This is a genomic window from Rhizobium sophorae (genome assembly GCF_013087515.1).
Lineage (GTDB): Bacteria > Pseudomonadota > Alphaproteobacteria > Rhizobiales > Rhizobiaceae > Rhizobium > Rhizobium sophorae.
The window spans coordinates 355,742-378,484 of record NZ_JABFCN010000048.1 but is presented as its reverse complement, the minus strand read 5'-3'; the positions used below and the strand labels follow the sequence as shown (position 1 = coordinate 378,484).

Below are 22,743 nucleotides of genomic sequence, written 5' to 3'. Positions count from 1 at the left end.
GTCAATTTTGGCGGTTCAGATGCCGAACCACCAGGTGGCGATGCCGAGAAAGGCGAAGAAGCCGGTACAGTCCGTCACCGTCGTGACGAAGACGGAAGAGGCGATCGCCGGGTCGGCCCCCATCTTGTCGAGCAGCAGCGGCAGCAGGATGCCGGCAAGGGCTGCCGCTATCAGATTGATGATCATCGCCGCCGCGATCACCCCGCCGAGCTGGTAGTCGTGGAACCAGGTGCCGGCGATCGCGCCCATGATCGTCGCGAAGACGATGCCGTTGAGGATGCCGACGCCTGCCTCCCTGCGGATGATGCGGCCGGCATTGTAGATGTCGAGATCGCGGGTGGCGAGCGCGCGCACCGTCACCGTCATCGTCTGCGTGCCGGCATTGCCGCCCATCGAAGCGACGATCGGCATCAGCACTGCAAGCGCGATCATCTTCTCGATCGAGGCGTCGAACAGGCCGATGACGCTTGCCGACAGCATCGCCGTGCCGAGATTGATCAAGAGCCACAGGAAGCGCGAACGCACCGTCGAGAGCACATTGTCCGACAGTTCTTCGTCGCCAACGCCGCCGAGGCGCTTGATGTCCTCGTCCGCCTCCTCGTGGATGACGTCGACGACGTCGTCGATGGTCAGCACCCCGACCAGCCGGCCGTTTTCGTCGACGACCGCGGCCGAGAGAAGGTCGTACTGCTCGAAGAGCTGGGCAGCCTCCTCCTGGTCCATTTCGGCCGGGACCGGATGGTTGGTCTCGCGCATGATCTGCTCGATCTTCGTCTGCCGCTTGGTGCGCAGGATCTGGTCGAGATCGACGGCGCCGAGCAGCTTGAAGGTCGGATCGATGACGAAGATCTGCGAGAAGGAATAGGGCAGATCTTCTTCGTCGCGCATGTAGTCGATCGTCTGTCCCACAGTCCAGAACGGCGGCACGGCGACGAATTCCGTCTGCATGCGGCGCCCGGCGGAGCTTTCGGGATAGTCGAGCGCCCGGCGCAGCCGCACCCGCTCGGTGAAAGGCAGCTGGGCGAGGATCTCTTCCCGATCCTCCTTGTCGAGGTCTTCGAGAATGTAGACGGCATCGTCCGAATCGAGCTCGCCGATCGCCGCGGCGATCTGCTCGTTCGGCATCTGGTCGACGATCTCGCGGCGGATCGCCTCGTCGACCTCGGTCAGCGCCGTCATGTCGAAATCGTCGCCGAGCAGGCGCACCAGCGCCAGGCGCTGATCCGGCTGGATCGATTCCAGCAGGTCGCCTATTTCGGATTCATGCAGGCGGGCAACATTCTGGCGCAGGAACAGCGTATCGCGGTCGGCGATCGCGGCACCCACGAGCGCCAGGAAATCGCCGCGGACATTGCCGTCCTCGTCGTAGATATCGGCTTCCTCGTCATCGGGACGCCTGCGAATACGGTCGTCCCCATCGGTCGTCGTCATCTGCCGCCCTCGCATCTGGTTCGAATTTCAACGACTGCCGCGCCGCATTCGCAAATGTCGGCCGAAAACACATTATCAACAAGCGGATAAGCGAATCCCGCGCGAGGCTCGCGCAACCGGAATTCTTGGCCCCTGCTAGCCCAAAGCATCCGTGTCGTAAAGCGGCAAACCGTGCTTCATGATGACAATGCCCACGGCCGGCGATAGTTTCCTCACCCGTCCAAGCAGAGGAAGCCCGCCCCATGCCCATCCGTCCGATTCTGCGTTATCCGCATCCGGGCCTGAAGACTGTCTGCGCGCCGGTGACGGTCTTCGATTCCTCGCTCACAGCACTCGCCGATGACCTGCTGGCGACGATGCGCGCAGCCCCCGGCGTCGGCATCACCGCCGCCCATATCGGCGTCTTCAGCCGTGTCACGGTGCTGGAACTCGACAAAGCCGACGGCGTGCACCTTTACGTCAATCCGGAGATCACCTGGTTTTCGAAGGAAACGATGAGCCATGCCGAAGGCAGCGTCTCAATGCCCGGCGCGACGGACGAGGTCACGCGCCCGCGAGCGATCCGCTTCCGCTATCAGGATGCTGAGGGCGCCGTGCACGACGACGCTGCGGAAGATTTCCTCGCCATCTGCATCCAGCACGAAGTCGACCAGCTCGACGGCATATTCTGGCTGCAGCGCCTCTCGCGGCTGAAGCGAGACCGTCTCGTGAAAAAATGGGAGAGGATGCAGGGCTGACAATCACGGCTGACAAATCAACGTCCATACCGAACCATTCACTGCTGCCGGCGTTTCCAGCAGAGAAACAAGGAGCAAATGCAATGGCAAGGATCGGTGACAAGACCCAGTTTTCCCGGGAGAAGCCTGAGCTTTCCCGGGAGGAAGATTATCGCGACCTCGAAGAGCGCAATCTCGATGAAGGCTGGCCCTATGCCGATGGCACCGGCGCCGGCACCGGCGGCCCGGATAATCGTCCTTACGGCGAGACAGCTGCCAATTTCGACAGCGATCCCAACAAGGGCTTCCGGATAGATGGCACGGATGAAGACGGCAACGAGAACCGCCTGAAAGATTCGCTGCGCGCCGATACGATCGACCGCGATGAAAGCGACGACCTCGAAGCGCGGGTGAACGACAATCTCGAAAATATCCCCGAGGTCGATATCGACAGCGTCGAGGTTCATGCAGACGGTCACGTCGTTACCCTGGAAGGATCGGTGGAGACGATCGGCATTGCCCGCAAGGTCGAACTCGGCGCGCTTTCGGTCGACGGCGTCCATCATGTCCGCAACAAGTTGCAGCTGACCGGTGTCGACGCGCATATCCCGAACGAGGACTGACTTCACGCACCGAAGTGCAAATTATCAACAGGCGGCGAACTGCCGTCGCCCGTTGATGATCTTGATCAACATTACCAAAAGTTAACAATTTACGATTGTAGCAACAACTGTCTTATTCACCGGCCCAATCGCCTATTTCTGTTAGGCGGCTTCTGTCACGAGAACGTCAATTCCGTTGACAACACCGTGATTTCATTCGGACAAATGGTCGCGGCTGCGTCGCCATATTATCACAAAATTGCCTGAATTGGGGCGCGAACTCGTGTGTGCCGAGGGTTGGTTTACGTTTGTGGAATTCAACAGCAGATTGAGGAGATAGACCCATGCGCATCAAATTTGCCCTTGCCGCGTCCCTGTTCGCCGTCAGCCTTGCAGGCGCCGCCTTCGCCCAGCCTACCTATTCCAGCGATTACACCAACGACAGCGACGGCTTTGCTCCGAGCCCGGTCGCAAAGCCGGCTCCCGTCCACTACAGCAGCCGCAAGGCGCCAGCCTATTCCAGCGACTACACCAATGATAGCGACGGCTTTGCCCCAAGCGCCATGGCGGCTCCTGTCGTCGACAAGACCGCAACTGCCAGCATCAATCCCCTGCCCCCATGCCACAGCATGATTGGCCCGAAGGGCTCCCACACCAAGGGTGCAGACAGCGGCGCCTCCCGCACCGAAGCATGCCGCGCGACGCATTGATCCGATAAAGGCTGGGATCCGACAAAAAGAAAGGGCCGGAAACGGCCCTTCTCCTTTTCAATCCATCTCGCCCGTCGTTTCGCCGAAAACCGCCTCGAAGGCGGTGCGCAGCCGGATATCGACATCAGCCATCATCACAGGCAGGCCAAGATCGACGAGGCTGGTCACGCCATAGGCTGAGATTCCGCAGGGCACGATGCCGCCGAAATGATCGAGATCGGGATCGACGTTGAGCGACAGTCCGTGGAAGGTCACCCATTTCCGCAGCCTTATGCCGAGGGCGGCGATCTTGTCCTCGGCCATCGTCCCATCGGCCAGCAACGGCTTTTCCGGCCGGCGCACCCAGACGCCGACGCGGTCTTCACGTCGCTCGCCACGCACATTCATCATGTCCAGCGTCCGGATGACGACATCTTCGAGGGCGGCGACGAAGGCGCGCACGTCCTGGCGCCGCCTCTTCAGATCGAGCATGACATAGGCGACGCGCTGGCCGGGTCCATGATAGGTGTATTCACCGCCACGCCCGGTCGCAAAGACCGGAAACCGGTTCGGCTGGACGAGGTCCCGCGCATTGGCGCTGGTGCCGGCGGTATAGAGCGGCGGATGTTCGACGAGCCAGACGAGCTCATCACCGCCATCGGCAATTTCCGCCACCTCGCGCTCCATCGTCTCCACCGCCTCCTCATAGGGAACGAGGCCATCGGCGATGCGCCAGCGTACCGGCCGGGTTCCGAGTTGGGGAAGCATGGAAAATTCGAGATCGGTGCGAAGCATAGCCATTCCTTGCCGCTCTCCCCGAAATGCCTGCGAAAAAGGGGCGGCAGGACAGCTATATGGACCCGTTTCGGGGCCAATTCAAATGCTGTGAGCGGTTTTCAAAAAAACTGTCATATCGCCCTTGTGCACCCCAGATGCTTTTGCTACATGCTGCCCCGCCGACGCAAATCGGCACCTACCACGATGCGGTCGTGGCGGAATTGGTAGACGCGCAGCGTTGAGGTCGCTGTGGGGCAACCCGTGGAAGTTCGAGTCTTCTCGACCGCACCATTTCCCTTCAGGGAAACGCTCTCTAAGCGACGATTTCGATTTCACTTCGAAGCCATTTGCGATTGCTCGGCTTGATTGCCCGGCCTTCTCATGGTTGATGGCGTCATCCTCGCAAGAATCAGCAGCCATGTCAGAGCCCCATCAAAATTCCCTGCAGGGCATGGCCATCATGTCCGGCGCCATGCTCATCCTGCCGATCATGGATGCCATCGCCAAATATATGGCGACCTTCGAGGCGATGTCGCCGGGTCAGGTCACCTTCTACCGATTTTTCTTCCAGATCGCCTGCACCCTGCCGATTCTCTTTGCCCTTTTCGGGCTGAAGGCGCTCTCGGCCAAACGGCCGTGGATGAACCTGCTACGCGGTGTGCTGCATGGTGCTGCAAGCCTGCTGTTCTTCGTTGCCGTCAAATACATGCCGCTTGCCGATGTCTTCGCCATCTATTTCGTCGAGCCCTTCATGTTGACCGCCCTGTCGGCGCTGTTTCTCGGTGACAGAGTCGGCTGGCGGCGCTGGACGGCGATCGTCGTCGGGTTCGGCGGCGCGATGATCGTCATTCAGCCGAGCTACGAGATTTTCGGCCTGAAGGCGCTGCTGCCGGTCGCCTGCGCCTTTCTGTTCTCGCTCTATCTCTTCCTCAACCGCGCCATCGGCGAGGCCGATTCGCCACTGACCATGCAGACGATGGCCGGCATCGGCGGAACGGTCTTCATGGCGGCCGCCCTTCTCGTCGGAAGTACTTCCGGCAATGCCGATTTTGCCGTCTCTCTGCCCTCCTCCGGGCTCGGCCTTGTCCTGCTTCTCGCCCTCGGAACAATCTCGGGATATGCGCATATGCTCGTGGTCCGAGCGTTCCGGCTCGCGCCGCTGTCGCTGCTTGCGCCGTTCCAGTACTTCGAAATCATCTCGGCGACCGTTCTCGGCTATGCGCTGTTCAACGATTTCCCGAGCTTTTCCAAATGGATCGGCATCTTCATCATCGTTGCTTCAGGCCTCTTCATCATCTGGCGCGAGCGGCTGCAGGCGCAATCGTTAAAATCTTCCTGACCCCGGGAATATCGGGTTAACTCCGCTTCTTGAGGGATCTTCAATTCGCAGGCGGTAAAACAGTCTCCGGTTTCATGATGAAGCCTGGAGTTAAAACATGAGCGAATTTCGTCTCGCTTTTCCGGCCAGTGTGGTGGCCGGCAAGCATCGGCTGACGGCCGAAGATATAGTACTGCTGCGCAAACATAGTTTTCCCGAGGGTATCCGGACATCCGACGATGTCGTGGCGATGTTGGCGCTCAACAATTCCTGCCCTGAAAAATGTGCCGACTGGAACGCTTTCTTCGTGGAGCAGCTCGCCGGTTTCATTGTCCATTACACCTATCCGCAGGGCTCGCTGGATGAAATCAATGTCGCCTGGATCATGCGCATGTTCACGACCGATGGTGTCGTCAACTCGGCGCTCGAGCTCGAACTCATTCTCCACGTCATGGAGGTTTCGGCCAACGTTCCCGGTGAGTTGAGAGCGCTCGCCCTCGATCAGCTCCGCCTGGCGATCACCGACAATATCGGTGGCTACAAGCTGTCGCGCGCCATCGATCGCCGGGGCATCACCCGCCAGGACGTCGATTACGCGATGCGCATATTCAGAAGCGTCGCCGAAGGCGGCGTCATCCCGGTCTCGTCGGTCGAATACGGCGTTCTCCAGCAGATCGAGCAGGCAACGCTGCGCGGCGCCAATCATCCTCACTGGGCGGGGATCATGGCTGCCGTCGAGCTGCGCGACTATGCCGAGCCGCGGCGCAGCCGCTGGCTGCGCATCGTCGACGAAGAACCCGTCGCAGAAGCTGCCGTCGCCTGACGCTCCGCAAGCCTGATTGTGCGTTCCGGTGTTTTGTGAGTAAAACTCCGGGATGCATTTCTGGGTGGAGTCTCGATGTTCAAGAAAATCCTGATCGCGAATCGCGGCGAAATCGCCTGCCGCGTGATCAAGACTGCGCGCCGGATGGGCATTTTGACCGTCGCGGTCTATTCGGATGCGGATCGGGACGCGCTGCATGTCGAGATGGCGGACGAGGCCGTTCATATCGGCCCGGCCGCGGCGTCGGAGAGTTATCTGGTTGCCGAAAAGATCATTGCCGCCTGCAAGGCAACCGGCGCCGAGGCGGTGCATCCGGGCTACGGCTTCCTATCCGAACGCGCCTCTTTCTGCGCTGAACTGGAAAAGCAGGGCATCGTCTTCATCGGCCCGAAGCCGAAGGCCATCATGGCGATGGGCGACAAGATCGAATCGAAGAAATTCGCCAATGCCGCCGGTGTCTCCACCGTGCCCGGCCATCTCGGCATCATCGAGGATGCCGCCCATGCGGAAGTAATATCAGGCGGGATCGGTTATCCCGTCATGATCAAGGCGTCGGCCGGCGGCGGTGGCAAGGGCATGCGCATTGCCTGGAACGAGGCGGAAGTACGCGACGGTTTCGAGCGCGCCCGCTCGGAGGCGAAAAGCTCGTTCGGCGACGACCGCGTCTTCATTGAAAAGTTCGTCGTCGAGCCGCGCCATATCGAGATCCAGGTGCTCGCCGATGCGCATGGCAACGTCGTCTATCTCGGCGAACGCGAATGCTCGATCCAGCGGCGGAACCAGAAGGTGGCGGAAGAGGCGCCCTCGCCCTTCCTCGACGAGAAAACCCGCAAGGCGATGGGCGAACAATCGGTGGCGCTGGCGAGAGCCGTCGAGTACCAGAGCGCCGGCACCGTCGAATTCATCGTCGACCGCGACCGCAATTTCTATTTCTTGGAAATGAACACCCGCCTGCAGGTTGAGCATCCCGTGACCGAACTCGTCACCGGCATCGACCTCGTCGAGCAGATGATCCGTGTCGCAGCGGGAGAGGCCCTTCCCTTTGCCCAGAAGGATATTAGGCTTGACGGCTGGGCGATCGAGAGCCGGCTCTATGCCGAGGATCCCTACCGCAACTTCCTGCCCTCGATCGGCCGCCTGACGCGCTACCGGCCGCCGGCGGAAGGCAGGACCGGCAAAGTCGTCGTCCGCAACGATACCGGCGTCTTCGAAGGCGCCGAGATCTCGATGTATTACGATCCGATGATCGCCAAGCTGTGCACCTGGGCGCCGACGCGACTGGAAGCAATCGAGGCCATGGGTCAGGCGCTCGACGGCTTCGTCGTCGACGGCATCGAGCACAATGTTCCTTTCCTGTCGGCGCTGATGAAACATCCGCGCTGGCGCGAGGGCCGGCTGTCTACAGGCTTCATCGCCGAGGAATATCCCGATGGTTTCGCGCCGATGAAACCGGACCCGGCGGAAGAGGCCGTGCTTGCCGGCATCGCGCTTTCCGCCTCTCTGATCGAGACCAACCGCCGCGAACGTATCGCCGATCGCCTGCGCGCCGCAGCGGGGGCGCTGCGCGAGGATTGGGTGGTCAAGATCGGCGACAACCACGTCGCGGCAAGATTGCTCGACGGCCTCGTCATCATCCCCTTCGATATGGACATGACGATCGAGGGGGCGATAGAGGGCGAGAGCCAGAATGTTGTCACCGATTGGAGACCGGGCGACCCTGTCTGGAGCGGCAAGGTCGGCGGTCGCGACATCACCGCGCAGATCCGCCCCGTTCTGAACGGCTTGCGTATCGACTGGCAGGGACTTTCAGTGACGACCAAGGTCTTTTCGCCGCGTCATGCCGAGCTCGACAGGCTGATGCCGGTGAAGCTGCCGCCCGATACTTCCAAGCTCCTGCTCTGCCCGATGCCCGGCCTCGTCGTCGCCATCGCCGTGGCCGAGGGCCAGGAGGTCAAGGCCGGTGAGACGCTTGCGATCGTCGAAGCGATGAAGATGGAAAACGTGCTGCGCGCCGACCGCGATCTCGTCGTCTCGAAGATCAATGCCGCGGCCGGTGAAAGCCTGGCCGTCGATGCCGTGATCATGGAATTCGCCTGACAGAAGGATTCCTCAGAGGCAGGAGCAGGCCAGCCCGCCATTCCTCGCTTGAAGTCAGCCGTTCCGTCGTACATATACGGAAAACCTTGACCTCATACATTCCGGCGAGAGCATTCACAGCGTGGTTCTCCATTGATGGCTCCGACTACCTACACAACCGACATCAAGGGTCTCGACGAGTTCTCCGCGCGGGAACTCTACGATCTCCTGAGAATGCGCGTCGATGTCTTCGTCGTCGAGCAGAACTGCCCCTACCCGGAACTCGACGGCAAGGATATCGATGCCCTGCATCTGCGGCTGCTGGAGGGCGCCGAACTGCTGGCCTCGGCGCGGATCCTTAAACCGCATAAGCCGCAGGATGCGTCGAAGATTGGTCGCGTGGTCGTCTCGCCTGCCCATCGCGGCAAGCGTCTGGGCGATGCGTTGATGAGCGAAGCGATCACCGCCTGCGAGCGGCTTTATCCGGCAAATGCCATCGCCTTGTCGGCGCAGGCCCATCTGCGGCGCTTCTATGAATCCTTCGGTTTTATCGGGACATCGCAGGAATATTTGGAAGACGGCATTCCCCACATCGATATGGTCCGCCAGCCGGCCACTCAGCCGGCATGAGGATATTGCCATGATCTATGTCGACGCCGATGCCTGCCCGGTCAAGCCGGAAATCCTGAAGGTCGCGGAACGCCTTGGCCTCGAAGTCACCTTCGTCGCCAATTCCGGCTTGCGCCCCTCGCGTGATCCGATGATCCACAACGTCATCGTTTCCAATGCCTTCGATGCCGCCGATAACTGGATCGCCGAACGCGCCGGCGCGGGCGATGTCGTCGTCACCGCCGATGTGCCGCTCGCCGTGCGTTGCGTCGCGACCGGCGCCTTCGTCAGCGGCCCGACCGGGCGTGTCTTCGACAAAACCAATATCGGCATGGCGAGCGCCATGCGCGATCTCGGCGCGCACCTGCGCGAAACCGGCGAGAGCAAGGGCTACAACGCAGCCTTCAGCCCGAAGGACCGCTCACGCTTCCTCGAAACCTTTGATCGTCTCTGCCGCCGAGCCAGAAGCCTTGCCGCGGAGGCTGGCGGGCAGCCGTGATGCAGCAACTAGAGCCTTTCCGGGTTAGATTGAAGCATTCTGCCGGAGCAGGTTTTCGTCAGGGCAAAGGCGATTGGCGACGGGCATACCTCTTGGTACGTCCGAGCCGATCGCCTTTGATCCTGGCGGAAAGATGCCCGGCCCTTCGGGTTGGCTGAAACGGGCCGGCTGATCGACCGGCCGGCTTGGCCGTAGAGCTGGGCTACGACGCGCGCCGGCCGGTCGACCATCCGACTCCGTTTGAGCCAACAGAATGCTTCAATCTGACCCGGAAAGGCTCTAAAGGTGCCACAGCGTCCTTTGCACGTCTAAAAGACGTGCAGCGCTATAGGCCGCAAGAAACGGGTGGCATGGCAGCCATGCCGATTCCTACCTTGAAGTCGGCCGTTTCCTCACGCATACAGGCGCAATCGCAGACGACTGCGGCATCCTCTGGGATGCAACCGTCGCGGGGACGGCCTCGCTCTTAACAAGGAGAGTCGCATGGCCTGGTTTCTGCTTTTTCTCGCCGGTCTTTTCGAATGTGGCTGGGCAATCGGCCTTAAATATACCGAGGGTTTCACACGGCCGCTGCCGACGGCGCTGACCGTCATATCCATGGTGGTGAGCATCGTGCTGCTCGGCCTGGCGGTGAAGCATCTGCCGATCGGCACCGCCTATGCGGTCTGGACCGGCATCGGCACGGTCGGCACGGTATTTCTCGGCATCTGGCTGCTTGGCGATGAGGCAAGTGTCTCCCGCCTTGCCTGCATCACGCTGATTGTCGCCGGCATCGCCGGTCTCAAGCTTACCGCCTGATATGAGATCGAGGGGCGCCGCTGACGCCCCTCAGTCTATCGTTCAAACCGCCTTGCGATTGTCGACGGCAAAAGCGCCGGGACCGGAGAAGACCAGATAGAGGAAGACAAAGCAGAACAGGATAGCCGCATCGCCCTGGTTGACGGCCGGGAAGAAGCTGCTCGGCGCATGCGCCATGAAATAGGCGACCGCCATTTCACCGGCCAGCAGGAAGGCAACCGGGCGCGTCAGCAGGCCGACGAGAAGGAGGATGCCACCGATCAGCTCGAGAAGGGCGGCGAAAAGCATCAGCGGCGGCAGCGAGCCCGACATCTGCGAAGCCGGGAAACCGAAAAGCTTCATCGTGCCATGTTCGATGAACAGCAGCGCTGTCATGATTCTGAGAGCGGCCAGCCCATAGGGGCGATAGGCAGAAAGACGCTCGAAAGTTGACATTAACCTCTCCTTTAAACAATAAGAATCGAGCGTTAGCTTGTCCTCGGCAAGGATTGAACACACGGATCGCTGACACCCGTTCACTTTTTCGACAGCACGTAAACACCCGATAGCGCAGCTTTATTCGGCGGAAAACGTCAAAGCGGAATGTTGTCGTGTTTCTTCCACGGATTGGCGAGATCCTTGTTGCGTAGCATCTTCAAACCGCGCGCCAGCCGCCGCCGGGTCGAATGCGGCATGATCACCTCGTCGACATAACCGCGCTCAGCGGCGACGAAGGGCGAGAGGAACCTGTCCTCGTACATTTTCGTGTGCGCGGCGATCTTCTCCGGATCGGCGATATCCTTGCGGAAGATGATCTCGACGGCGCCCTTGGCGCCCATTACGGCGATCTGCGCCGTCGGCCAGGCATAGTTGAGGTCGCCGCGCAGATGCTTCGACGCCATCACGTCATAAGCGCCGCCGAAGGCCTTGCGGGTGATGACGGTGAGCTTCGGAACCGTCGCCTCGGCATAGGCGAAGAGCAGCTTGGCGCCGTGCTTGATGAGGCCCCCGTATTCCTGCGCCGTACCCGGCAGGAAGCCCGGCACGTCGACGAAGGTGACGATCGGAATGTTGAAGCAGTCGCAGAAGCGCACGAAACGGGCCGCCTTGCGCGAGGCATCGCTGTCGAGGACGCCGGCCAGCACCATCGGCTGGTTGGCGACGAAACCGACAGTGGAACCTTCGATGCGGCCGAAGCCGCAGACGATGTTTTTGGCAAAGCTCGCCTGGATCTCGAAGAAATCCCCCTCGTCCGCCACCTTCCGGATCAGTTCCTTGATGTCGTAAGGTTTGTTGGAGCTCGCCGGCACCAGCGTATCGAGCGAGGCATCGACATCTGACACCGACTGGTAACATTCGATCTCCGGCAGCGGCGCCGTGTTCGAAAGCGGCAGGAAATCGACCAGCCGGCGCACCTGCAGCAGCGTTTCGACATCATTCTCATAGGCGCCGTCGGCAATCGACGAGCGCACCGTATGCACCACGGCGCCGCCGAGTTCTTCAGCCGTCACCGTCTCGTTGGTGACGGTTTTCACCACGTCGGGACCGGTGACGAACATGTAGGAAGTATCCCGCACCATAAAGATGAAATCGGTCATCGCAGGCGAGTAGACGTCGCCGCCGGCGCAGGGACCCATGATCACCGAGATCTGCGGAATGACGCCGGAGGCGAGCACATTGCGCTGGAATACCTCGGCATAACCGCCGAGAGCCGCCACGCCCTCCTGGATACGGGCACCGCCCGCATCATAGATGCCGACGATCGGCGCGCGGTTCTTCAGCGCCATGTCCTGCACCTTCATGATCTTCTCGGCATGCGCTTCCGACAGTGAGCCGCCGAAGACGGTGAAGTCCTTGGCGAAGACGAAGACGGTGCGGCCATTGACCGTGCCCCAGCCAGTGACGACGCCGTCGCCGGCAATCCGGCTCTTGTCCATGCCGAAGTCGGTGGAGCGATGTTCGACAAACATGTCGAATTCCTCGAAGGAGCCTTCGTCGAGGAAGAGGTCGATGCGCTCCCGCGCCGTCAGCTTGCCGCGCTTGTGCTGGGCGTCGATGCGCTCCTTGCCGCCGCCGAGGCGGGCGACGTCGCGGCGTCGTTCCAGCTCTTCGAGAATTTCCTTCATGCGATCTCCCTCGCCGCTGCGGCGGCAATCCGGCGGTTAGAGCGTCGCGCTATTGAGCGCGCCCGCTGAGTGAGAAAACCGAGCGTATCCTTGCGGCGGCGTCCTCGGCCAGGATCTCGTCGGCAAGCTTGGGATCGGCAGCGATACTGGTGACGTCGAAGGCGCTGACGGCGATGACCGAGCCGTCCTCGACCGAGGCTGCATCGATACTGATCTTGGCCACGTTACGGTCCTTCTGGAAGCCGAGACCCTTCTGGACGGAAACCACACGGATCGTCAGCACCACCCGCGGCAGCACGGTATCGCGCACGGTGGCGTTGATCGCAGCGTTGACGCGGTCGTTGATGCCGGAAAGCAGCTCGGCCGGCATGTTCGGACCGGAGAGAACGACGGCGCTGCGCACATCATAGACCGGCGCCGCCGGCTTGGTGGCCGAGAGGCTGCCGCAGGCCGTGAGCGCGACACAGACGAGTGTCGCCCGGCAAAAACACGACCTCAGCCAATTCATTGCAAAATCCCGCACCACCCCGTTGGAGTCGCAGACTTCGTCATAATGCATGGGAAGGCAATATGTTTCAGGCGCTTAGGGTGAAAAAAACATCCGCTGCGGCTTTGAACTCGGCAAAGCGCTTGGCCCGCCGCTCCTCGGCCTCCTCGTCGCTGCCCCAATGCTCGATCGTCCAATCCTCGTCGAGATGGGCAAGCGACCAAGCCTCCTCCACCGTCACCCGGCCCTCGGCGAAGGCGAGCGCCAGGATCGCCGAGCCGGTCAGCGTGGTAACTGTGTGGAGGGCGGCAAGCGCCATCGGGCTATCATATCTCGCAAGCGTAACGGCGAAGGCGGCAATCGCCTCGCGCGGCTGCTCATGAGGCATCACCCCTTCGACGAGGATGAAGCGGGCGCCGAGATCGGTCGCCGCCCAGTCGATCACGGGGTCCCAGCGTTCGGCCTGGCGCTCGACCAGCAGTTCCGGCTCCTCGGCGCGGTAGCAGATGAGGTCGCTGGATGAAAAACGCAATATATCCTCGAAGATCGCCTGCGCGTTGGCGGCAACGCCGTCGAGTGCAGTGTTGACCAGCCGCGTCACCGGCATGCTCAAGGGATTGATCTCCTCGCCCTGTGCCTGCCATTCGGCGGCGACAAGCCGCGCCAGCGCCTCGGTCGGCACGGCGAGAACCTGCCGGGCCGGCGTGCGCACCATCTTGCCGTCGAGCGTGATTGCAAAACCACCATCGTGCTCGGCAACGGAGACATCGGTATAGAAACGCTTCGGCAGCGGCTTCTTCATCTGGATCTGCGCGCGGCGGATGGGATCGGGATGGCTCAGGCCTTCGGAAAGGTCGTTCAGCAGATCGCGCATGGGCTCACCTCAGGAAAAATGACGCAATATCTCGTTCGGATGATAGGCGATCGCATCAGCGCCGTTGGCGATCAGTTCATCCACGCTGGCATAACCCCAGGCAACGCCGATCGCCTTGGCGCCGGCAGCCTTTGCCATCTGCATATCGTAAACCGCATCGCCGATGACAATGGTGTCGGCAGCACTCATGCTGGTTTCATCGCAGCATTCCGTCACCATGGCCGGATGCGGTTTGGAGGGGCAATCGTCGGCGGTGCGTGCGACGATGAAATGCTTGTCGAAGCCATGCGTCTCCATCACCACCTTGAGCCCGCGCCTGGATTTGCCCGTCACCGCGCCGATCAGCAGGTCACCGCGCCCGCTGATCGCGTCGATCATCTCGCGAATGCCCGCAAACAGCGGCTCCTTGTAGTCAAGATCCTGACGCACGATCGAGAACAGCGACTTGTAGTGCGCCGTCATGTCGATATCTTGCTGTTCCACATGCGGCCTGCCCTGCATGCGGGCGATCGCAATATCGAGGGACAAGCCGATAATTGCCTTGGTGTCTTCAAATCGCGGTTCCGGTTTGCCGAACTTGTCGAAGGTCCTGCGCATGGTTTCGTGGATCAGCGCAGCACTGTCGACCAGCGTGCCGTCGCAATCGAAAAGGGCAAGTTTCATTCGGCGTCCCTTTCGGCACTGGCGAGATCGAGGCCGAGAAGATTCCAGGTCTGGACCATATGCGACGGCAGCGGCGCGCTGACGCGCAGGCGGCCACCGGAGGGGTGCGGGATGTCGATGTGACGCGCGTGCAGATGCAGCTTCTTCTGGACGCCGCCTGGAAAATCCCAATTCGGATCGTCGTCGAAATACTTCGGATCGCCGATGATCGGGTGGCCGATATGCAGGGCATGAACGCGCAACTGATGGGTACGGCCGGTATAGGGCTCCATCTCCAGCCATGCGAGGTTCTGTGCCGCCGTCTCCAGCACGCGGTAGAAGGAAATCGCATGGTCGGCGCCGTCCTCGCCGTGCTTGGCGATGCGCATCCGGTCGCCGTCGGCGGTCGGCTCCTTCACCAGCCAGGTCGAGATCTTGTCCTCGTGCTTACGCGGCACGCCCTTGACCAGCGCCCAATAGGTCTTCTTGGTATCGCGCTCGCGGAAGGCAGCCGTCAGTTTCTGCGCCGCACCGCGGGTGCGGGCGATGACGAGAACACCCGAGGTGTCGCGGTCTAGACGGTGAACAAGCCGCGGCTTCTCGCCCTTCGGGCTGGTCCAGGCTTCGAGCATCTGGTCGATATGCCTGGCCACACCCGAGCCACCCTGCACCGCAAGACCAGGGGGCTTGTTGAGCACGATCACCTTTTCGTCCTCGTGCAGCACCATGCGCGATAGAAGTTCGAAATCGGTCGAATGTTTGAGATCCTTGCCGGCGATCGGTCCGGATTTCAGCTTCGCATCGACATCCATCGGCGGCACGCGCACCGTTTGGCCGGGCTGCACGCGTGCATCCGATTTGACACGTCCACCGTCGACGCGCACCTGGCCGGAGCGCAAGAGCTTCTGCAGCGGACCGAAGCCGAGCCCGGGAAAATGCACCTTGAACCAGCGATCGAGCCGCATGCCGGCTTCGTCGGGTTCAACCTTGATGTGTTCTATGCCAGCCATAAGGAATCTTTCGGAAATTGCAGCGCAGGCCCGAGCCAGCGTTCTTGCCGCAGCCTTTAGAGCATTTTCGCGCAAAACGGAAACCGGAAAAGAAATCAGGCCAAAGCGCGCATGACGGCAAGGCCGGCGATGACGGCCGCCATCGAAAGCCCGACGCTCGCAGCGATATAAATACCGCCGGCGACTGCCTCGCCGCGCTCGAAGAGCGAGATCGCATCCAGTGAGAAGGCTGAGAAGGTTGTGAAGCCGCCGAGGAAGCCGGTGATCAGCAGGAGGCGCAACTCCACCGAGGCGTTGAACTTCCGCGCGATCAGTTCGGCGAAGACGCCGATGACGAAACAGCCGACGACATTGACGGTGAGCGTGCCCCAGGGAAATGCCGGACCCATGAGTCTCAGCGCCCATTGGCCGACATAATATCTGAGAAGGGAACCGATAGCGCCGCCGACGGCGACGAGAAGAGCCTGGATCATCAGCCGGATTTATCTCAACTCCGCAGCGATTCCAATCGGGAAGGAATGAATTCTTACCGTCCGGTAAAATGCCGATGATTTTTTTATAATAGCGCCAAGTTCGTGCCGATACGGTGATGGCATGACCCAGCTCCTGTCCATATCGGCGAGCACCGCCGCCATTGCCTTCGACTCGCTCCGAATCCCGCAGCGAGTTGCGACGAGCACCGCCGCCCGCGATGCGCGTCGCATTGCCGACCGGCAGCTGAAGGCCGAAGGCACTGAGGAAATAGACGAGCCCTCCAGCATCATCCAGTCCACGGAAGTGGCCCTCGACCTGATGGCCAAAGGCAACCGCCAGCCGCAGGCCGGCCTGAAACAGGCGCTGCGATCCTACGAAGACTTCTGAGGCCATCGCCTTCCAAGCGAAAGCCTGCGACTGCGATTACAGTCGCGGGCTTTTCTGTTTTAACGACAGCGCCGCGCGTCTTTTCAGACGCGCAAAGGACGCTGTAGCACTTCGAATCGCTGCACTCATTTGCCCCGGGCGGAGAGCACCTGCAGGACCAGGTCGACCTTGCCGGCCTTTTCGAAGGTCAGCGTCACCGGCACCGTATCGCCCTGCTTGAACGGCGTCTTCACCTTCTGGAACATCAGGTGCAGGTTGCCGGGCTCGAGCTTGACCGTCTGGCCGGCGGCGATGGCGATACCGTCCTTCAGCTGGCGCATCCGCATGACATTGTCCTTCGTCACCATCTCGTGGATCTGAACCTCGCCAGCTGCGGGCGAGCTAACGGACAACAGGCGATCGTCCGTCTGCCCGTTATTCTTCACCGTAAAGAAGCCGCCGCCGACCGGCTGGCCGGGCAGCATTGCCTTGGCGAACCCGCCGGAGATTTCGAGATCGCCCGACTTGACCGTGTCGCCGGCCGGTGCGGCAGCGGCCGCGCCCGACATAGCGGTCATGTCCATGCCGGTCATACCGGTCATGTCCATGCCGGTCATACGGGTCATGTCCATGCCGGCCATATCGTCATGATCGTGACCATGGTCTTCGCCGGCAACGACCTTCAACAGCGGCGCCGGGCTTTTCATCCCATGCGCGTCGCCGCCTTCCTTTGCCACCTGATCCCAGGCCGTGACCGTGTCGCCGCACATCTGCGTCACCGGAAAGGCGAGCGAGGTGCCGGCTTCGACGCCTGATACCTTACCCTGGATGACGAAGGTGTCGTAGAAATCGTCGGAGAGATTGCCGTTCTTCCAGCGGATCTCGATCGTGCCCGTCTTCACCTTGTCGCCGTGATTGTCGTAGGTCTTCTGGTAGTCGCCCTTGATCACCTCGAGCTCCCAGCCTGCCTTCGGCTGCGGCTTGGCGAAGACGAAACCTTCCGGCAGCTTGACCCGCACTTCCGTGGTCGCCTTGCCGTCGCAGCCATGCGGCACCTGCAGCGTGGCGAGAATGGTGCTGTCCTGCGTCGCCTCTCTGTCGAGGAAGGTCACATGCGCCTCGGCGCCGGCAAAGGCGGGCACGGACAGAACGGCAGCAAGCCCGAATGTCTTGCCGAATTTTTTGATAGTTTTCATCGGATGTCTCCTCGCCGGCCGCGGACTTCTCTCGGGCGGACCGGCATGCTGATCATAATTGCGAAGGCAGATCAGGCGAGGATGGGAGGCGCGCGGGAATTCGGCTGGCTGACAGCGCTTGCACCGGCAACGGCTGAGATTTCGATCGGCGCGTTGATCAGCGAGGCGAGTTTGCGCTCGAGCCAGGAGCCCGCATCCGGCATCGGCAGGATGACGGAGGCCGATAGCCGGCAGGCTTGGCAATTCGGTTTGAAGGCGAAGGTCTTTCCGTCGGCGTCCTTGACGGTAATGCAGAGCGAGGCGAAAGTGCCGTCGGGCAGCACATAAGCCGCGCTATCGTAGCCTTCGAAGGCGACAGCCTGCGGCGCCTGATGGGCGAGGCCAAGCAAAGCCAAGCTCAATGCGCAAAGCATGCGCAGAAAGAGCATCGCTTTCAGTCCGTTCTGCCGCATGAAATCCCCTTCAACAGCATGTCGCGATAGCCGGTTTCTCCGCGAAATGCAAAAGCAGATTGCCGCAGATCAGGGCTCAGCCGGCATATGGCGACAAAAAATTGTCCGGTGACGACATTTGGCCTTGCCAACAGCTACACCCGCCGGATAATTGCGCCAACCTTGTTGGGAGAAGCCGGTGCTTTCGCCACCGGTGCCGAAGGAGCAACCGCCCCGGAAACTCTCAGGCAAAAGGACCAGCAAGGGGCAGACGGAACTCTGGAGAGAAGCGTTCTCGAAACGCTCGCCGAAGGGATAACAATCTCAGGCAAAGGGACAGAGGGGGCTCAGGAGAGAAGTGCGCAGTCGCGCCTTCAGATTTGAGCCCGCGCCTTCGCGAGAAGGCGCAAACCCCGGAGGCGTCTTTTGGACGATACTGCTGCCCTGAAGAAAACCCCGCTGCATGCCCTGCATCTTTCGCTCGGCGCCCGCATGGTACCGTTCGCCGGTTACGACATGCCGGTGCAATATCCCGCAGGCGTGATGAAGGAGCATCTTCATACCCGCACTGAGGCCGGCCTCTTCGATGTCTCCCACATGGGCCAGGTCATCGTGAAGGCGAAGTCGGGCAGCTACGAGGATGCGGCCCTGGCGCTCGAAAGCCTGGTGCCGGTGGACATCCTAGGCCTTGCCGAAGGCCGCCAGCGCTACGGCTTTTTCACTGATGACACCGGCTGCATTCTCGACGATCTGATGATCACCCATCTCGACGACCACCTTTTCATCGTCGTCAACGCTTCCTGCAAAGAGGCCGATCTCGCCCATCTGCAAACCCATATCGGCGACCAGTGCGACATCACCCTTCTCGACCGCGCTTTGATTGCGCTGCAGGGGCCACGCGCAGTCGAGGTTCTCGCCGAACTCTGGGCCGACGTCGCGGCGATGAAATTCATGGACGTGCGCCACTGCCGCCTGCACGACGTTTCCTGTCTGGTCTCGCGCTCCGGCTATAGCGGCGAGGACGGCTTCGAGATCTCGATCCCCGTCGACAAAGCCGTGGATGTCACCATGCGGTTGCTCGAACATCCGGACGTCCAGGCGATCGGCCTCGGCGCCCGCGATTCGCTGCGCCTCGAAGCCGGCCTCTGCCTCTACGGCAACGATATCGACACGACCACCTCGCCGGTCGAGGCAGCGCTGGAATGGGCCATGCAGAAGGCGCGGCGCGCGGGCGGCCTGCGGGCCGGCGGCTTCCCGGGCTCCGGCCGTATCCTGTCCGAACTCGAAAACGGCGCCGCACGCCGCCGCGTCGGCCTGAGGCCGGAAGGCAAGGCGCCGGTGCGCGGCCATGCCAAGCTTTATGCCGATGCCGAGGGCAAGATCGAAATCGGCGAGGTCACCTCGGGCGGCTTCGGTCCCAGCGTCGAAGGCCCCGTCGCCATGGGTTATGTGCCGCTCTCCCACGCTGCGGCAGGCACGCTGGTCTATGCCGAGGTGCGCGGCAAATATCTGCCGATCACCGTCAGCGCCCTGCCCTTCGTCACACCGACCTACAAACGCTAAACCTTTTCCAGAGAGGACGAACAATGCTGAAATTTACCGAAGAACACGAATGGCTGAAGATCGAAGGCGGCGTTGCAACGGTCGGCATCACGACCTATGCCGTCGAACAGCTTGGCGACCTGGTTTTCGTCGAACTGCCGGAAGTCGGCGCGACCTTCTCCAAGAACGGCAATGCCGCGACCGTTGAATCCGTCAAGGCTGCTTCCGACGTCTATTGTCCGCTTGATGGCGAGATCACCGAGGTCAATCCGGCCATCGTTGCAGATCCGTCGCTGGTCAATTCCGATCCTCAGGGCGCCGGCTGGTTCTTCAAGCTGAAGCTGGCAAACGCTGCCGACGCCGATGGCCTGCTCGACGAGGCGGCCTATAAGGAGCTCACCGCGTAATGACGACGCCGACCGAATTCCAGTTCACCGACTATCAGCCCTACGATTTCGCCAATCGCCGCCATATCGGTCCCTCGCCGGCCGAGATGACCGATATGCTGAAGGTGATCGGCTATAACAGCCTCGATAGCCTGATCGACGCGACGCTGCCGCCCTCGATCCGCCAGAAGGCGCCGCTCGTCTGGGGCGCGCCGATGACCGAGCGCGAGGCGCTCGACAAGCTGCGCGAGACCGCCAACAAGAACAAGGTGCTGGTCTCGCTGATCGGCCAGGGTTATTACGGCACGATCACGCCGCCGGTCATCCAGCGCAACATCCTGGAAAACCCGGCCTGGTACACGGCCTATACGCCTTACCAGCCGGAGATCAGCCAGGGCCGCCTGGAAGCGCTGCTGAACTACCAGACGATGATCTGCGACCTCACCGGTCTCGACGTCGCCAATGCCTCGCTGCTCGACGAGGCGACTGCCGCCGCCGAAGGCATGGCGATGGCCGAGCGCGTCGCCAAGTCGAAGGCAAAGGCCTTCTTCGTCGATGCTGACTGCCATCCGCAGACCATCGCCCTCATCCGCACCCGCGCCGAACCGCTCGGCTGGAGCGTCATCGTCGGTAATCCCTTCACCGATCTCGATCCTGTCGACGTCTTTGGCGCGATCTTCCAGTATCCCGGCACGCACGGTCACGTGCATGATTTTACCGGCCTGATCTCGCGCCTGCATCAGACCGGCGCCATCGCGATCGTCGCCGCCGATATCCTGGCGCTGACGCTGCTGAAATCGCCCGGCGAAATGGGCGCCGATATTGCCGTCGGCTCCTCGCAGCGCTTCGGCGTCCCGGTCGGCTACGGCGGCCCGCATGCTGCCTATATGTCGGTCAAGGATGCCATCAAGCGCTCCATGCCCGGCCGCCTCGTCGGCGTTTCCGTCGATGCGCGCGGCAACCGCGCCTATCGCCTGTCGCTGCAGACCCGCGAACAGCATATCCGCCGCGAAAAGGCGACGTCGAACATCTGCACCGCCCAGGTGCTGCTGGCCGTCATGGCCTCCATGTATGCCGTCTTCCACGGCCCGAAGGGCATCAAGGCGATAGCCCAGCAGGTGCACCAGAAGGCCGTGCTGATGGCCAAGGGCCTGGAAAAGCTCGGTTACAAGGTCGAACCCGAGACCTTCTTCGACACCATCACCGTCAATGTCGGCCATATGCAGGGCCTCATCCTGCGTGCCGCCGTTGCCGAAGGCGTCAATCTGCGCAAGGTCGGCGAAACCAAAATCGGCATGAGCCTCGACGAACGCACCCGGCCGGCGACGCTCGAAGCCGTCTGGCGTGCCTTCGGCGGCAATTTCACCATTGCCGATTTCGAGCCTTCCTACCGCCTGCCGAAGGGCCTGCTCCGCACCAGCGACTACCTCACCCATCCGATCTTCCACATGAACCGCGCCGAAAGCGAGATGACGCGTTACATCCGCCGGCTTTCCGACCGGGATCTGGCGCTCGACCGCTCGATGATCCCGCTCGGCTCCTGCACGATGAAGCTCAATGCAACGGCGGAAATGCTGCCGATTACCTGGCCGGAATTTTCCGATATCCATCCCTTCGTGCCATCAGACCAGGCGCTCGGCTACCGCGAGATGATCGACGACCTGATCGAAAAGCTCTGCGCCGTCACCGGCTACGACGCCTTCTCGATGCAGCCGAATTCCGGTGCCCAGGGCGAATATGCCGGGCTGCTGACGATCCGCAACTATCATATCGCCAATGGCGACGGCCATCGCGACGTCTGCCTGATCCCGACCTCGGCGCATGGCACCAACCCGGCTTCGGCCCAGATGGTCGGCATGAAGGTCGTCGTCGTCAAGGTGCGCGAAAACGGCGATATCGATCTCGACGATTTCCGCGCCAAGGCGGAGCAGCATGCGGCAAACCTCTCCTGCTGCATGATCACCTACCCTTCGACGCACGGCGTCTTCGAGGAGACCGTCAAGGAAATCTGCGATCTGGTGCATGAGCATGGCGGCCAGGTCTATCTCGACGGCGCCAATATGAACGCCATGGTTGGCCTATCCCGTCCTGGTGACATCGGCTCCGACGTTTCGCATCTCAACCTGCACAAGACTTTCTGCATTCCGCATGGCGGCGGCGGCCCGGGCATGGGCCCGATCGGCGTCAAGGCGCATCTGGCCCCCCACCTGCCGGGCCACCCGGAGACCGACGGCCGTCCGGGTGCGGTTTCGGCAGCCGCCTTCGGCTCGGCCTCGATCCTGCCGATCTCCTGGAGCTATTGCCTGATGATGGGCGGCGAAGGCCTGACGCAGGCGACCAAGGTGGCGATCCTCAACGCCAACTATATCGCCGCCCGGCTGAAGGGCGCTTATGACGTGCTCTACAAATCGAAGACCGGCCGTGTCGCGCATGAATGCATCATCGACACCCGCCCGCTGGTCGACAGCGCAGGCGTCACCGTCGACGATGTCGCCAAGCGCCTGATCGACTGCGGCTTCCATGCGCCGACCATGAGCTGGCCGGTCGCCGGCACGTTGATGATCGAGCCGACGGAAAGCGAGACCAAGGCCGAACTCGACCGTTTCTGCGAGGCGATGCTGGCGATCCGCGAGGAAGCCCGGGCCATCGAGGAAGGCCGCATGGACAAGGCCAACAATCCGCTGAAGAACGCACCGCACACGGTGGAAGATCTCGTCGGCGAATGGGACCGTCCCTACTCGCGCGAACAGGCCTGCTTCCCGCCCGGCGCCTTCCGCGTCGACAAATACTGGTCGCCGGTCAACCGCGTCGACAATGTCTATGGCGACCGCAACCTGATCTGCACCTGCCCGCCGGTGGAGGCCTACGCAGAGGCCGCCGAGTAGCGATCAA

Annotated in this window: 24 protein-coding genes, 1 tRNA gene and 1 riboswitch; of the genes, 14 read left to right on the top strand and 11 right to left on the bottom strand. The window is 61.7% G+C overall.

Features of this window, described 5'->3' with window-relative positions:
- Positions 1-15: 15 nt before the first annotated feature.
- Positions 16-1,431, bottom strand: coding sequence for a magnesium transporter (gene mgtE, locus G9X64_RS27555; RefSeq protein ID WP_168311363.1), 1,416 nt, complete (start codon positions 1,429-1,431; stop codon positions 16-18).
- Positions 1,432-1,673: 242 nt separating this feature from the next.
- Between mgtE and G9X64_RS27550 the strand changes: the two genes are divergently transcribed.
- The 3 genes from G9X64_RS27550 (at position 1,674) to G9X64_RS27540 (ending at position 3,459) form a co-directional block, all read left to right on the top strand.
- The gene (locus G9X64_RS27550) at positions 1,674-2,168 is read left to right on the top strand and encodes a peptide deformylase (RefSeq protein ID WP_168311364.1); all 495 of its coding nucleotides are present in this window, start codon (positions 1,674-1,676) and stop codon (positions 2,166-2,168) included.
- A gap of 83 nt (positions 2,169-2,251) precedes the next feature.
- On the top strand, positions 2,252-2,770 hold the full coding sequence (locus G9X64_RS27545; RefSeq protein ID WP_168311365.1) for a BON domain-containing protein: 519 nt from the start codon (positions 2,252-2,254) through the stop codon (positions 2,768-2,770).
- A 323-nt stretch (positions 2,771-3,093) separates the two neighbouring features.
- Entirely contained in the window at positions 3,094-3,459 is a 366-nt protein-coding gene (locus G9X64_RS27540; RefSeq protein WP_168311366.1) for a hypothetical protein, read from the top strand.
- A gap of 57 nt (positions 3,460-3,516) precedes the next feature.
- Here the strand turns inward: G9X64_RS27540 and lipB are convergent, their stop codons facing one another.
- On the bottom strand, positions 3,517-4,239 hold the full coding sequence (gene lipB, locus G9X64_RS27535) for a lipoyl(octanoyl) transferase LipB (protein ID WP_168311367.1): 723 nt from the start codon (positions 4,237-4,239) through the stop codon (positions 3,517-3,519).
- A 182-nt stretch (positions 4,240-4,421) separates the two neighbouring features.
- Here lipB and G9X64_RS27530 point away from each other — a divergent pair.
- The 7 genes from G9X64_RS27530 (at position 4,422) to sugE (ending at position 10,338) form a co-directional block, all read left to right on the top strand.
- A tRNA-Leu gene (locus tag G9X64_RS27530) sits at positions 4,422-4,506 on the top strand.
- Between the two features lie 97 nt (positions 4,507-4,603).
- A complete protein-coding gene (locus tag G9X64_RS27525) occupies positions 4,604-5,554 on the top strand; it encodes a DMT family transporter (RefSeq protein WP_171377757.1) in 951 nt (316 codons plus the stop codon).
- Between the two features lie 97 nt (positions 5,555-5,651).
- Complete coding sequence (locus G9X64_RS27520) at positions 5,652-6,356, top strand: hypothetical protein (RefSeq protein ID WP_168311369.1); 705 nt, start codon at positions 5,652-5,654, stop codon at positions 6,354-6,356.
- A 75-nt stretch (positions 6,357-6,431) separates the two neighbouring features.
- Positions 6,432-8,453, top strand: a complete 2,022-nt coding sequence (locus G9X64_RS27515; protein ID WP_171377756.1) for an acetyl-CoA carboxylase biotin carboxylase subunit — start codon at positions 6,432-6,434, stop codon at positions 8,451-8,453.
- 135 nt (positions 8,454-8,588) lie between these two features.
- On the top strand, positions 8,589-9,062 hold the full coding sequence (locus G9X64_RS27510; RefSeq protein ID WP_168311371.1) for a GNAT family N-acetyltransferase: 474 nt from the start codon (positions 8,589-8,591) through the stop codon (positions 9,060-9,062).
- Between the two features lie 10 nt (positions 9,063-9,072).
- Positions 9,073-9,540, top strand: coding sequence for a YaiI/YqxD family protein (locus G9X64_RS27505; RefSeq protein ID WP_168311372.1), 468 nt, complete (start codon positions 9,073-9,075; stop codon positions 9,538-9,540).
- Between the two features lie 483 nt (positions 9,541-10,023).
- Positions 10,024-10,338: a quaternary ammonium compound efflux SMR transporter SugE gene (sugE, locus tag G9X64_RS27500; RefSeq protein ID WP_003559670.1), complete on the top strand. Its 315-nt coding sequence runs from the start codon at positions 10,024-10,026 to the stop codon at positions 10,336-10,338.
- 42 nt (positions 10,339-10,380) lie between these two features.
- Here sugE and G9X64_RS27495 read toward each other — a convergent pair whose 3' ends face one another.
- The 7 genes from G9X64_RS27495 to crcB all read right to left on the bottom strand — a co-directional run bounded on the left by G9X64_RS27495 (position 10,381) and on the right by crcB (position 15,929).
- Positions 10,381-10,773, bottom strand: a complete 393-nt coding sequence (locus tag G9X64_RS27495; RefSeq protein WP_168311374.1) for a DoxX family protein — start codon at positions 10,771-10,773, stop codon at positions 10,381-10,383.
- 137 nt (positions 10,774-10,910) lie between these two features.
- Positions 10,911-12,443, bottom strand: a complete 1,533-nt coding sequence (locus G9X64_RS27490; protein WP_168311375.1) for an acyl-CoA carboxylase subunit beta — start codon at positions 12,441-12,443, stop codon at positions 10,911-10,913.
- A 49-nt stretch (positions 12,444-12,492) separates the two neighbouring features.
- A complete protein-coding gene (locus G9X64_RS27485; protein WP_129422445.1) occupies positions 12,493-12,951 on the bottom strand; it encodes a calponin homology domain-containing protein in 459 nt (152 codons plus the stop codon).
- A 67-nt stretch (positions 12,952-13,018) separates the two neighbouring features.
- A complete protein-coding gene (locus G9X64_RS27480) occupies positions 13,019-13,804 on the bottom strand; it encodes an ATP12 family chaperone protein (RefSeq protein ID WP_168311376.1) in 786 nt (261 codons plus the stop codon).
- A gap of 9 nt (positions 13,805-13,813) precedes the next feature.
- Positions 13,814-14,467 (bottom strand): HAD-IA family hydrolase, encoded by a 654-nt coding sequence (locus tag G9X64_RS27475; protein ID WP_168311377.1) that lies wholly within the window; start codon positions 14,465-14,467, stop codon positions 13,814-13,816.
- Positions 14,464-15,456, bottom strand: coding sequence for an RluA family pseudouridine synthase (locus tag G9X64_RS27470; RefSeq protein ID WP_168311378.1), 993 nt, complete (start codon positions 15,454-15,456; stop codon positions 14,464-14,466). Before G9X64_RS27470 ends, G9X64_RS27475 begins: the two co-directional genes overlap by 4 nt.
- Positions 15,457-15,551: 95 nt before the next feature.
- Positions 15,552-15,929: a fluoride efflux transporter CrcB gene (gene crcB, locus G9X64_RS27465; RefSeq protein ID WP_168311379.1), complete on the bottom strand. Its 378-nt coding sequence runs from the start codon at positions 15,927-15,929 to the stop codon at positions 15,552-15,554.
- A gap of 121 nt (positions 15,930-16,050) precedes the next feature.
- Here crcB and G9X64_RS27460 point away from each other — a divergent pair, with 121 nt between their 5' ends.
- Complete coding sequence (locus tag G9X64_RS27460) at positions 16,051-16,317, top strand: hypothetical protein (RefSeq protein ID WP_129422450.1); 267 nt, start codon at positions 16,051-16,053, stop codon at positions 16,315-16,317.
- A 125-nt stretch (positions 16,318-16,442) separates the two neighbouring features.
- On the opposite strand, the gene G9X64_RS27455 is transcribed toward G9X64_RS27460, so the two are convergent.
- Together G9X64_RS27455 and G9X64_RS27450 are read right to left on the bottom strand one after the other, a co-directional pair.
- The gene (locus tag G9X64_RS27455; RefSeq protein ID WP_168311380.1) at positions 16,443-17,492 is read right to left on the bottom strand and encodes a DUF1775 domain-containing protein; all 1,050 of its coding nucleotides are present in this window, start codon (positions 17,490-17,492) and stop codon (positions 16,443-16,445) included.
- Between the two features lie 71 nt (positions 17,493-17,563).
- The gene (locus G9X64_RS27450; protein ID WP_168311381.1) at positions 17,564-17,944 is read right to left on the bottom strand and encodes a hypothetical protein; all 381 of its coding nucleotides are present in this window, start codon (positions 17,942-17,944) and stop codon (positions 17,564-17,566) included.
- Between the two features lie 156 nt (positions 17,945-18,100).
- A riboswitch (glycine riboswitch) is annotated at positions 18,101-18,193 on the top strand.
- A 156-nt stretch (positions 18,194-18,349) separates the two neighbouring features.
- Here G9X64_RS27450 and gcvT point away from each other — a divergent pair.
- Genes gcvT through gcvP form a run of 3 tightly spaced genes read left to right on the top strand, consistent with a single transcriptional unit; the run spans position 18,350 to position 22,736 of the window.
- Complete coding sequence (gene gcvT / locus G9X64_RS27445) at positions 18,350-19,486, top strand: glycine cleavage system aminomethyltransferase GcvT (protein WP_168311382.1); 1,137 nt, start codon at positions 18,350-18,352, stop codon at positions 19,484-19,486.
- A 23-nt stretch (positions 19,487-19,509) separates the two neighbouring features.
- Entirely contained in the window at positions 19,510-19,872 is a 363-nt protein-coding gene (gene gcvH / locus G9X64_RS27440) for a glycine cleavage system protein GcvH (protein WP_003539971.1), read from the top strand.
- Positions 19,872-22,736: an aminomethyl-transferring glycine dehydrogenase gene (gene gcvP, locus G9X64_RS27435; RefSeq protein WP_168311383.1), complete on the top strand. Its 2,865-nt coding sequence runs from the start codon at positions 19,872-19,874 to the stop codon at positions 22,734-22,736. Before gcvH ends, gcvP begins: the two co-directional genes overlap by 1 nt.
- Positions 22,737-22,743: the final 7 nt, after the last annotated feature.